General features: G+C 41.1%; 11 protein-coding genes and 1 pseudogene. 3 read left to right on the plus strand and 9 right to left on the minus strand.

Going from position 1 to position 11,288, the window contains the following annotated elements; translation table 11 throughout:
* The first annotated feature begins 136 nt into the window (after positions 1-136).
* Positions 137-859: a CHAP domain-containing protein gene (locus tag Q0895_RS13070; RefSeq protein ID WP_060492333.1), complete on the plus strand. Its 723-nt coding sequence runs from the start codon at positions 137-139 to the stop codon at positions 857-859.
* Positions 860-2,229: 1,370 nt separating this feature from the next.
* On the opposite strand, the gene Q0895_RS13075 is transcribed toward Q0895_RS13070, so the two are convergent.
* The 7 genes and pseudogenes from Q0895_RS13075 to Q0895_RS13105 form a co-directional block, all read right to left on the minus strand.
* Complete coding sequence (locus tag Q0895_RS13075; RefSeq protein ID WP_060492332.1) at positions 2,230-3,198, minus strand: DNA-binding protein; 969 nt, start codon at positions 3,196-3,198, stop codon at positions 2,230-2,232.
* Positions 3,199-3,339: 141 nt separating this feature from the next.
* Complete coding sequence (locus tag Q0895_RS13080; RefSeq protein ID WP_045448295.1) at positions 3,340-3,636, minus strand: hypothetical protein; 297 nt, start codon at positions 3,634-3,636, stop codon at positions 3,340-3,342.
* Positions 3,623-3,909 (minus strand): annotated as a pseudogene (locus Q0895_RS13085) (BrnT family toxin). The gene Q0895_RS13080 and the pseudogene Q0895_RS13085 overlap by 14 nt, the downstream one beginning before the upstream one ends.
* Positions 3,910-3,917: 8 nt before the next feature.
* Positions 3,918-4,133: a type II toxin-antitoxin system RelB/DinJ family antitoxin gene (locus Q0895_RS13090; protein WP_045448298.1), complete on the minus strand. Its 216-nt coding sequence runs from the start codon at positions 4,131-4,133 to the stop codon at positions 3,918-3,920.
* Positions 4,134-4,217: 84 nt separating this feature from the next.
* Positions 4,218-5,171 (minus strand): replication initiation protein, encoded by a 954-nt coding sequence (locus tag Q0895_RS13095; RefSeq protein WP_045448300.1) that lies wholly within the window; start codon positions 5,169-5,171, stop codon positions 4,218-4,220.
* A gap of 329 nt (positions 5,172-5,500) precedes the next feature.
* Complete coding sequence (locus Q0895_RS13100; RefSeq protein ID WP_157292455.1) at positions 5,501-5,671, minus strand: hypothetical protein; 171 nt, start codon at positions 5,669-5,671, stop codon at positions 5,501-5,503.
* A 198-nt stretch (positions 5,672-5,869) separates the two neighbouring features.
* Entirely contained in the window at positions 5,870-6,211 is a 342-nt protein-coding gene (locus Q0895_RS13105; RefSeq protein WP_045448302.1) for a hypothetical protein, read from the minus strand.
* 262 nt (positions 6,212-6,473) lie between these two features.
* On the opposite strand from Q0895_RS13105, the gene Q0895_RS13110 reads away from it, so the two are divergent.
* Entirely contained in the window at positions 6,474-9,125 is a 2,652-nt protein-coding gene (locus Q0895_RS13110) for a MobA/MobL family protein (protein ID WP_299189664.1), read from the plus strand.
* A 25-nt stretch (positions 9,126-9,150) separates the two neighbouring features.
* Positions 9,151-10,107 carry a hypothetical protein gene (locus tag Q0895_RS13115; protein WP_299189665.1) on the plus strand — a complete coding sequence of 319 codons (957 nt, stop codon included), beginning with the start codon at positions 9,151-9,153 and terminating at the stop codon, positions 10,105-10,107.
* 188 nt (positions 10,108-10,295) lie between these two features.
* Here Q0895_RS13115 and Q0895_RS13120 read toward each other — a convergent pair whose 3' ends face one another.
* Positions 10,296-10,571 (minus strand): hypothetical protein, encoded by a 276-nt coding sequence (locus Q0895_RS13120; protein ID WP_045448311.1) that lies wholly within the window; start codon positions 10,569-10,571, stop codon positions 10,296-10,298.
* A gap of 156 nt (positions 10,572-10,727) precedes the next feature.
* Positions 10,728-10,952, minus strand: coding sequence for a helix-turn-helix transcriptional regulator (locus Q0895_RS13125; protein ID WP_045448313.1), 225 nt, complete (start codon positions 10,950-10,952; stop codon positions 10,728-10,730).
* Positions 10,953-11,288 lie beyond the last annotated feature (336 nt).

Below are 11,288 nucleotides of genomic sequence, written 5' to 3' on the forward strand. Positions count from 1 at the left end.
CGGCCGCCTATGGAATAAGGGTTTGCAGCATAATTATTAGTCACCACAATGTGTATATTCTTGAGTTGTTGAGATTTAATTGACTGCTCTGTTATGGACAACAGACCATTTTGAATTAACCGTAGGTATTAGATTTATGAAACAGGCCTTATTGATTTTGTCAGTACTGGGTATGGGCATAGCACAAACGAGTACTGCTGCTGTAACGACCTTTCAAACAAGTAATAATATAACCAATATTTCTGCGGCATCAAACTACAGTTCGTCAAAAAATATTTATAGCACCAAAAGTGGTGCTTATGTTTCTAGCAATGATGAAATCAGTCAAGCAATTAGCAACTTAAGTGCGCAGGCTCAACAAAAAGAGAAACAGCTTTCGTTATCAAGTAGCCGCTTATATGCTGAAAGACAACAGCAGCAAGTCAATACTATCCCTGATAGCAATTCAGCACCCGCTATCGCTGCTGCTCGCGCTTCACGAGTGGCTCTATCTAGCAGCTCTGGATACTGTGCCCGTTACGTACGTAAAGCACTACAATCAGCTGGTTATGAGTTCACTCCAAATCCTTCAGCCTATCAGTACGCTACTCGTGGCACACTTGATAAAGCAGGTTTCAGCAAAATCAGCAATGATATGCCAACCCAAGTAGGTGATGTTATTGTCTATGATCGCTCATCAAAGCGTCCACATGGCCATATTCAAATTTTCGATGGTACAGATTGGATTTCTGACTTCCGTCAGAACAGTATCAGCCCATACAGTGGTGTCTATGCTTATACGACATGGCGTGATTCAAAATATGTGGATGACGCATCCGCATCAGATCGTAATATCTACCTTGCTATGAATGATAAATAAGACCTGAGAAGTCAGCACAACATATTTATTGCTTTTCTCCAACCCAGTAGTGATCTTACTATCATTGCTGGGTTTTTTTGTGCTTAACATCAGGGTGTATTTAACCTTTCATGATTTGATCAGTCAGAAATAGACACTACTGATATCATTACTCATTACAAGAATTATCGGCAAGCGCGTTTAAGATGCCACATGATACCGCTTGTGCACTACCTGCACATTTCTGGCGCAAAACTGAGAAATTTTTGGATTGCTAGCATTACAAGACAAATTACGAAACGACGCTCATGAAGATGTGGCTTAGCTCAAAGCGTATGGGTAAACCACCCCGAGTTCGTCGTACTCTCTAAGACTGTTTAGTCTCCGAAAACCTGAGGCGGTTCAGATGGTTTTTTGAGAGATTATGACACTCTCAAAGCGATTTGAAGTACTTGAGAAAGTTGATTATGATAGCACCTAAAGATTTACCAGAGTCATATCGAAAGACTAAACAAAAAAATGCCTCTGGGAGTTGACTCCTAGAGGCATTTAGTTTTTAATGTAGCTAACGGTTACAGAGTGCGTCAACACCCTGTAACGAACAAATAAGCATACGCAGTGCGTTATTTGAACAGCATTAAATGCCCGTGTAGGTGCATTTTATCCAAAAACTGCTTTCATATCAACCTTATTCACTATACATTTTAAAAACTGCTTGTTCGCTCGTTACATCCTTGTGCTGCTCTCTTTGTACCCGTTACCCGTCAAATGGGTGGCAGGCCTCGGCGACGACTGCGTTTGACACAGGGGTAAGCTCTCGACAGGGGGTTCTAGACATATTGAGCAACGCAATGAGTGGTTACTCGTGCATATCGTAGCGGTATATTGGGTTTATGCCCTTGCTAGCGTATGACAGCACAGTAGCGGTTAAGAGCGTGTCTAGGCGGTGCTATCAGCCGTAATCTTAACAACCGTAGCTTGATACAGTGATACGGTCTTGATGACGCGATGGGCGATGAAGTCGGCATGACTAATCACATCAAATCCAAGGAATGCACTAAAGCGTTTGTGAGTGTTTTTATTATACTCATAACTGCTTTAGGGTGAGTGTTCCTTGAAATCTGCTCAAGGCTCCAAAATCAGCATAAATTCACTTAGGCTAATTTAAGTAGTATATAGCCCACTCGGCTATATACTATAAGAGTCCAGAGAAAAATTTAGAATAGTTATTATACAGCAGTCACTTATTCAGTGAGTCGATATTGTCATGGTTGATTCATAAGCTTAGTGTGAATAGAACGAGATCTATGCCTTGGGTAAACTACCTCCCAAACTTATAACTGTTCTTTATCTTGAAATCCTAATTAAACTGAAACCTCGAATACTTTTATTTAGTCAGCATCCAAAGTATTATCTTTGTTTTGAATAAGTATTAGAGCATCTTGTGCTTTCTTAAGTTGATCTTGTAACAGAGTCACTTGTTCCTGCTTTGATAAATGACGGCTTGATAGCTCGCTATATTGTTTATTCAATACGCTATGCTCAGCTTCAAGCTTAGCCTGTGTTTGAGTCAACTGATCGTTGAGTCCTGATAGTTTGTTACGCTCAGCGATTATGGCCTTTAACTCCCCTTTAACCTCTGCTGTGTCAGTCGCTATCTCATTGCGTTCAGTAGTGACTTTCTTTAGCTCATCCTTAGTCGCGGTCAGTTCTATTTGCAGACGTGAAATTTCTGCTTTATCGCTATGAGCAGTGGCTTCAAGCGTGGCCACTTTTGATAAGTTGACGTTAAGCTCTTTTGCTTGCTGGTCAAAGCTGCTGTGTAGCTCTGCAAGTTGCACTTGGGCTGCATCTGTTTTAGCTTGCTCAAGCTCAAGCGCGTGCTGAGTATCACTGAGCGTCTGTAACAGCGTATCACGCTCAGCAGTCATTTGAGCTGTACTGATTGCTGCTGCCTCTGCCGTTGCTGTGACTTCATCGAGCTGTACCAACAAATCGGCTTGTTCACTCTCTAGCGTTTTAACCGCCTCTTGCGCCTCATCTGTTTCAGCTTGTGCCTTGGCCTTAATACTCTCTAGTGCCTCACGCTCTTTCACCAAGCGATCATTAGCGATATCAATGGCCGTCTGCCACATATCCGCACCAAGCGCTTGTAAGCGCTCAGTGATACCACTTGGTAGCTCAACCTGTCTGAGCTGCTCTTCTTCTTGGTTATCCTGACGCCAAGACTTCATCGCCTCACTGATGGTTGTGAATGAACCACCGCCCAAAGCCTTACGCACCTCAGCTAATGTTGGCTTAATTCCTTGTTCTTGCAATTGGTCGGCAGTAGCATGAATTTGCTGAATAGTGATGGCCATCATCATCGTCCTTAATTTTGTATGAATAAATATGTAATTGTTGTATATTATGTATGTAGTATAATACAATTTACAATATACTACAATACAAAATATAAAAAAACCTCAAGTGATCTTGAGGTCACGGTCATTAAATTATAGTTAGTGATCCGCTAAGTATTCTTCTAGCGCATTATTGATCATTTCTTGATAGTCACCACCTGTTTGCTTGGCTCTATCCTTAAACTTGGCAATGATACTTGGGTTGATGACGCTCGCTTCAGCAGAGAACGCTTGCGGCTTAATACTGCCACGGATAGCGTTTGACCAATCCGTAACTTCTGGAATATCTGATAAATCAATATTGTCATCACTAAGCGTTGCTAAATATTCTAAGTCCGCTTGTTGCTTTGCCGTTAGTGGTGGTAAATCGTCTATTTGATAGCTAACCTTGTTCATATTGCCTCCTCTCACTCTTTGTGGCACGCCTAGCCGAGATAATGCGTATAACCTCGCCACCATCTATGTCTGTCTGCGTATGGGCTACTAATAAGACTGCTGTGCCGTCTATTGTACCCAGCGCCTGCCACCGCTCCTCACCATTTTCATACCTGTCTTGCTGACGCAGGCATAAAGGATCTAAAAAACCCGGGTAGCTGCCTCAAATGATAAACGGTGTTTGCACTGATTGGTGATGTTTTTTTGTTCATCCCATTCAAATCTAATACTCATCTTTTCTCTCAATCAGTATGCTCTTTATAGATTGGCAATTCATCTTGACTGACAGCTGCTACTTTCTGATACTCAAAAGATAGTGGCACTTTATTGGTTTGCGCCACTTGGGTCAAAAATAATTTGATCGCTTGAGACGGTGTTAATCCATAGCTTTCAAATACCGAAAAAGCATTTTCTTTTAGCTCTTGATCGAGCCTAATATTATAATTAGTTGTCGTCATAACATCACTTTTAGCTTATTTATGTACATATAATATAAGCCATTTGTATAGGCTACGCTAGCTCAATTACTCTTTTTTTCTTTGCTATGATTTCTGCTTAGGGAACGTATAGCCTATCGCCAGTAAGTGCTTTTTGTGGGTCTTTAAAAAAGCCTCATCTCTTAATTGAGTGTGTAACCAACTAATAACTTCTTGAGTGCTTTTACCTGATGGTGCGTAACTACCAAACGGTGAGTAGTTAGCCAACAAAGGGGCAAAACGATCAATTTGCTTAACGGTTAGAGGTGGGATATCTCTATCCTCATTATTCTGATTTAGGCCCTCCTGTCCTTTTTTCTTAGTTGGCTTGGCCTTGACGGTGAATGTCAAACCTGTAACTGTGCGTCCACGTTTGATGTTTTCATAGGTGATTTTGATGTCGGTTTTCTGATTAATTTCTTTTATGGGCCCATCAACTGCATTCTCTTTCAAATTGTTGATGCGCTCATACGACTTAGGCGTGCCAAGTTCTTGCCTATATTGATCTAAAGTCATAGAAAAACCACCCTTCCCCTCAGACTTTTTTGCTAGATGGTAAAGGTCTAACGAGTAAGTCAATTTGAGGTTTAAGATATCTTCTTTTAAATATTTAGTGTAAGGGTTGAGCTTATCAAAAACCTGAAGTAAGTATATTACCTCATCTGTAAAATGCATCGATATATAGCCATCTGCATATTTCGACCTGATTAGCCATTGAACCTCTGTATCATCACCATCCTTATCCTCATAAATGAATGTACGCTTCATTAATTTTTTGCTAGCTGATTTCATTTGCTTATAAGCCGAGTTTCTATCTATTCCGCTAAGCTTAGCAAATTCAGAAGACGCAACCTCTATCGGTGTTTTTTCAGTAGCATTATTAACCCTAACCAATGGGCTCGCTAGAATAATGATGCGCTTCTCATCAATAGACATCTCTCTAAAAGCTTGAGTAATTTTATTCTGCATAACAATCCATTTTTCAGGATATTTTTTTTCGTATAGCTCGACATCATTCATTATGACAACCTCATTATGCTAGTTACTTTAAGATACTAGCATAATGCGGGATAAAAGTAGCATTTAAACGGGATAAAAGTAGCATAATGCGGGATAAAAGTAGCATAATGCGGGATAAAAGTAGCATAATAGAGTGCGTAACCCTTTAATAGCAAAGCTTACAGACTGTCTAAAAGTCTTTAAAAGTTTTTAAAAGTAAAAAATATATTTTTATTTTAAATAATAAGGAAAAAACCAAAAAACCGACGGATTTAAGATGATAATTTGATCGACCAATCACTTGTAAAACTGATCAGTAGCTCAGAATGCAATTGTCCATTTACTTAATGTTATTCCACGTTCGCATGGTTCGGATCAAGCTTAGATCTTTGAAGATCTTCAAAAGCATGGTCAAAGATATTTTGAATATCTTCGTCTGTCATTCTGGACAACCCTGTTTTCACATTCTCAATATCAGTCTCATTTTTTGTAGATAGTTTGTCTTCATTTTCAGTAGCCATTATCGACACATCTGTAAACACTTATCAAACCGTTGCTAAAAAGCCTAGAAACCACTCTTATATACGTTTTACGCTCTGTCCGATACGATGGTAGCTAAAGCTATTCTAAAACGCTTAAAACAGCCGATAACCGTCTCCTAACCTTTCGCTAATTAGTAGACGATCCAGCTGTACCTTCAATTAGGCGATTTCTAGCAGCTACTGTGCTGATGAGTAAGCATCAAGCAATGAACCGTGGTCACTGTCCTGACTGCTTTTAGGTGGTGTAAAGCTGCTTGGTGTTTCCTTAGCCTCACTTTGCATCTTATGAGCGATTGATTTTAAAAACTCACGGTGCTTTTTTAAACGAACGTACCTTTCATTATCATGGGCGTCTAAAAATATAGCTTGTAGTTCATGATTGTCATCATCGTCTAATGCGTTGGCTAACCATTCCCCCAACACCTGATGTGCCTCAAGTCTGTCCTGATTGATTTCTTTTTTAATAGCCTGTAACTGCTTTATCTTATCTGCGAATAGATCATCTGATATTACTGACATTATCTCATCCTTTTCTAGTCAACTATGATAGAGTTGATCCTAGCAGTGTACACATAGGGATGCAAGGTAGTAAAATACACAAGACCACATTGTTTCGTGGGCGCAGTAGTATTTTAACCCTCTGTTAAGAGCGAACTTAGGAGTTTGTATAAAAAAGACCCACAAGGGGTACTGTTTTTTTTACATAAACTCCGTCGTTCGGCAGGGGGCGAACCCCCTACAACCCCCAAAAAATCATCTCTCAATATTGGGTTTTTTTGCTATGAATAATAAAGGGTTTCATCTGTCGGTTAGCGCCGTTAGTAAGGCGAAAAATCATAGCGTGGTGGCAAAGTCGGCTTATAATTCTGGCTCAAAACTGGTTGATGAGCAGTCAGGAGTCGTCCACGATTACACCAGTAAAGCTAAAGACAAAATCTTAAATTTAGTGGACAGTGATGGTACTAAATACACGCAAGTTATTGAGAAAAATGTGATGCATACGGCGTTGATAACGCCAACTCTTGCTGGGGATTTGGCGGTAACGCGTGAGGGGTTTTGGAATGATATCGAACGTATTGAGACTCGTAAAAACGCGCAATTGGGTACTGAGATTGACATGATGTTTCCTGAGGGGATCACGGCTGATCAGCGCATGGTGCTGGTCGAGCGCTACGCTCAAACCTTATCTGATCGCTATAATGTGCTTGTCGATGTGGCCATCCATCGACCCCACAGTCATGAGAAACATGTGGGGAAAGGTGAAGTGGTTGAGCTGACCAGTAGTAACTTTCATGCCCATATTTTACTCTCAAGCCGTGAAGTATTAGCGGATGCGGATAAAGGTTATGTCTTATCGAAGCGTAAGAATTGGACACAGTGGTCAACCGGTGAGCGGCTATCCAAAGGACTAAATGGGCGCGGTGATGAGCTTAAATATCAACGCACCCTTTGGGCGGATATGGCTAACGAGCTATTGCCTGAGAATAAAGCGATCAATGAGAAATCGTACCGTGAGCAGGGCATTAATCGTTTACCAAAAATGAAACTGGGCAAGTCATTGTATAAGGATGTCTTAAAAGGTAAGCGCTCAGTGATTCATGAATACAACGAGACAATTGATGAGATCAATGCCTACATCGAAAAAAATGGTCTGGTAATTGAGTACGACGACAAGGGACGTATTGACCTAGAAAGCAATGAACAAGAGGTTAACGGCGTCACAATACATTATAAAAAGCGTAAACCCTTTGCGCGAATTGAGCTCAGTAATATCCGATTTGTAGATCCTGCCGTTGAACTTGAACCCGCTATCCCTAAAAGTAACAGTCAGACGCATAGTGATGCGGCCAATGATCACGCACTTGATGAGCTTTTAGCAATCTCAGCCGACTTTGTGAGTCAAAAAAAGATGGTACGCAGCGCCTTATTTTCAACCATTGATGCGCTGCATGAAGAGTTAGCGCACCAGTCTAAACAGATTATTACTATTGATAAAAACATTAAGAGTACCCAGCGGTTCACCGAGGAGGTGGGACAGGATTACAGCACGTCCCGCCAAAAAATGATTGAGCTTGCCAGGCAGATAAGCACAAAAGAGCAAAGTGAGGCACTAAAGACGGCTTTAGTGTTGGTTGAGGAGTTTAGACAAGATGATACCCTACAAACAGGCCGCGCCGTTACAAGTCTTGAGAAGCAACTGTCACAGATTGATAAAATAGTGCTGAATAATAAAGCGATGCTAGAAAAGCTGATCCCGCTTAATAATGAAGTCATTGCTGACTACAAAGGGTTGAAGGCCACGCTAAAACCCTTTGCCGCAAAGCTGAATAAACTGGCGACTGGCTTTAAAGCTCTTGATGAGATTGATATTGAAAAATCCGACTTATCCTTACAGTGGGATCAAGCGTTTGCGGATCTACAAGAGATAGATATCACCAATAACATGGATACTTATCATAAGTTTGCTGCATTTGCAGATCTGGACGTTGAGCGCTTTAAGTACCTTGAAAAAGAACGTGAGGCGCTCAGTACGTTAAAAGCGGTAGAGATAGACGCGGATGCTGACACTCGTTTGACGGCATTGGCCGCTGATGTTAAAGCGTTTAAGACCACCAATAATGAAGACATCAAACAGTTAAAGCAGCAAATTAATACCAGTAAAAAGACTTATCAGCGCTTATCACCGTTTTATGAGCAGCGTATCGCCTTACTGGATCAAAGTGAGGCGGTGATCGTGCAAGATGATGATTTATACGATGAAATCATAAGTACCAAGACTACTCAATTGAATGCAGATCGGCTTGAGGACTGGCGCAGCCGTACTATGGCGCTGCAATATCAGCTCAACAAAGCGCATGAGCAAGCAAAGCTTAAGAAAGAGGCTGAGCGCGCACGAGAGGAGGCTTTGATCAGGCGGCGAGAAACCTTAAAACAGAGGCGGCAGCAGGCATCTCTTAAGCGTCAGCGAATCAATGAGACCAAAGCATATCGAGATCGATTTGACAATTTAGTGGTACGGGTGCGTAACCGCGTTAATACCCTTGATTTTAAGGCCGTTGATGCACCGATCGAAGTGATCAACGCGGCTGAGGCGGTTGCCGCACAAGCATTTATATTCACTACTCTAAAACACACTGACAGCTTTACGACACTACAAAAAAGTTTACGAGACACCGATGCTAAAAAAATTGCAACGCAGGTGCAGAAGGCAGCAACGACGCTATGGCAACAGCTTGAGCGCTTGCCTGACAATCAAGATAAGGTCGAGGTGTTAACGAAAATCAATGAGCGCTTTGAGCACGTTCCTGCTATCACCATAGATGGGGCAACGCTCACACAAACTGTGACAGATCACCTGCAAAAAACGAAGAACGCCATCCAAGCGCATGAACAAGCACAAACACGCCGCTACCCATCACCACGTCCATTTTAGGCGGCATTATGATAATGAGCATCCCATGAATAAAGACAATAGCAATGAGCAGGACATTCACGACGAGCTTATTAATCTCGTGACCAGACTCAAACCTGTGATCGAAGCTCTGCGAGCACTGATTGGACAAGCTGACGATGTAGTGGCAACGCGCCTTGATCACTCTCTTAGCCGTATCGATACCAAGATAGATGAGATGACTTCAGTTACTCAAAAGCTGGATGGTAGCGCAAGCAGTGCCTCGAAGGCATTGAGTCAGTATCAAGAACTTGTATTAAAGCAGCTTCAAGCGGCAGTGACCACCTTTACTGACACTGAAATGCCGCGTCGTTATGATGACAAAATAGCGGGCATCATCACCGATATGAAACAGCAGATTGATACGGCTGTAGAGTCGGTCGTCACTGCTAAAAACGATAGCATAGAGGTACAAATCAGTACCATGCAAGGAGTTGCTGATAAACTTAGCGCAAGCGCGGACAATCTAGCCCTATTCACCAATCAGTACCAAGCTGGTCATAAGCAGATTATTGAAGATATTGAGACCTTTGAGACCACCACCAAAACGCGGATTGAGCAGGTCGAGGCTAGAGCTAGTAAAGACTTGGACAAAATTCATAAGTCCATTGAGACTATGAGTATTAAAAGGATTGCAGCCGCTGTCGCAGCGGGTACGATGGCTGTGATAATAAGTTTGGTGGCTCTGGTATTTTGGTATGTGCCAAGCTTTGATGAGATTGCAGAGATGAAATACCAGCAAGCAGAGCTACAGCGCGGCATCGATGAGCTTGAAACGGGTTGGAAACAGGCCTTTAATAATGCTCAAAGTGCGCAGTTTATTTTGGCTTGTGATGTTAATAAAGAGCAGCCTGATGCAATCAGCTGGTGCGTTAGAGCAGACAGTAAGAGTGTTTTGAGAGATGAGAGAGGCTTTGTTTATTATAAAATAGCTGGGGTGCCGCGTGCAAAGCCGACTGAGTAAAGACGTATGGTAATAGCGAGCTATATTGCCCAAAAGTGCGTCTTCTGAAACATATAAGACTGAAAAAAGGCTTGTTTGATTGTCGTTATCTTTGTCTATATTAAAAAGCCAGATAATGACACTTTATCTGGCTTTAAGGGTTATTGTTTCTTGTTAAACAAGAAGTCTGTAAATATAAGCTAAAGTGACTAGGCTGCTTGGTCAGTATGAGCTGTGACCAACTCTATAAAAGCAGTTTCAAGGGTACTTAACGCATAATCATCAATCATAAGACCGTCATCTATCTGTCGTTGCACCCAGACATAAATCGCTTCATCATTATAAAGAATAGCGTCAACACCAAGTAATGATGCCAGTTGTACGCCTTGCTGTACTTGTAAGCTGAATAACAGCTGAGAGGCTAAAGCTTTAGTCTGTTCACTAAACCAAGCGCAGCTGTTGAGCCGAGATAGATTGTTATTCATTGGTATTCTCCTGTAGATTATTGTGTATAAATAATGGATAAAATGACTTACTACAGGTCAAATTATACCTATATTTTAATCTATTGCAAGAGAAAATGACCTTCTATAGGTCTTTTTATACTTTTAAAGGTGATAATGTCTTATGAGCGAAGGTGTTCACTCAGGTGATTCACTGCTGTCCTCATTTATGATTTCATATAAATCACCAACATTGATTCTAAGATACGTGCATAAAGACTCGATGATATCTAGATCAACTCGGGTGGCTTCTTCATGATACATGCGAGTAATGGTGCCACGATTGATACCAGTATCTCTTGCGACATCGGCAATTTTAAGGCGTCTTTCGCCCATGATGGTCGATAAGTGACACTTCACCATAGTGGTTTCCTCATTAACGATTAGTAGTTTTTGATTGGTGAACGGATTATAACGAATATGAGCGGCTAAAGTATTCCTTTTAGTAGCTCAAATTGGTATCCAATAGCGCAATTTGCCTAGTAATAGGCAGTTTATTATGCTGTCTTTGATACAGGACGTCTATCATGATGGATATACGCTAGTTAGAAAAGGCGATGCTATTTTTACTATGAAGTATTGCTATTAATAGTGATGTGACGTACATTTTTAGTTATACTTATATACTTATATACTTATATACTTATATACTTATATACTTATATACTTATATACTTATATACTTATATACTTATATAC

Origin of the sequence: uncultured Psychrobacter sp., assembly GCF_947495825.1 — a bacterium.
Taxonomy (GTDB): Bacteria; Pseudomonadota; Gammaproteobacteria; order Pseudomonadales; family Moraxellaceae; genus Psychrobacter.

What these genes read in the sequence shown, in the direction of transcription:
- Q0895_RS13070 (WP_060492333.1), top strand. Translation starts at nt 137, where the DNA reads ATGAAACAGGCCTTATTGATTTTGTCAGTACTGGGTATGGGCATAGCA.
- Q0895_RS13075 (WP_060492332.1), bottom strand. Translation starts at nt 3,198, where the DNA reads ATGGCCATCACTATTCAGCAAATTCATGCTACTGCCGACCAATTGCAA.
- Q0895_RS13080 (WP_045448295.1), bottom strand. Translation starts at nt 3,636, where the DNA reads ATGAACAAGGTTAGCTATCAAATAGACGATTTACCACCACTAACGGCA.
- Q0895_RS13090 (WP_045448298.1), bottom strand. Translation starts at nt 4,133, where the DNA reads ATGACGACAACTAATTATAATATTAGGCTCGATCAAGAGCTAAAAGAA.
- Q0895_RS13095 (WP_045448300.1), bottom strand. Translation starts at nt 5,171, where the DNA reads ATGAATGATGTCGAGCTATACGAAAAAAAATATCCTGAAAAATGGATT.
- Q0895_RS13100 (WP_157292455.1), bottom strand. Translation starts at nt 5,671, where the DNA reads ATGGCTACTGAAAATGAAGACAAACTATCTACAAAAAATGAGACTGAT.
- Q0895_RS13105 (WP_045448302.1), bottom strand. Translation starts at nt 6,211, where the DNA reads ATGTCAGTAATATCAGATGATCTATTCGCAGATAAGATAAAGCAGTTA.
- Q0895_RS13110 (WP_299189664.1), top strand. Translation starts at nt 6,474, where the DNA reads ATGAATAATAAAGGGTTTCATCTGTCGGTTAGCGCCGTTAGTAAGGCG.
- Q0895_RS13115 (WP_299189665.1), top strand. Translation starts at nt 9,151, where the DNA reads ATGAATAAAGACAATAGCAATGAGCAGGACATTCACGACGAGCTTATT.
- Q0895_RS13120 (WP_045448311.1), bottom strand. Translation starts at nt 10,571, where the DNA reads ATGAATAACAATCTATCTCGGCTCAACAGCTGCGCTTGGTTTAGTGAA.
- Q0895_RS13125 (WP_045448313.1), bottom strand. Translation starts at nt 10,952, where the DNA reads ATGGTGAAGTGTCACTTATCGACCATCATGGGCGAAAGACGCCTTAAA.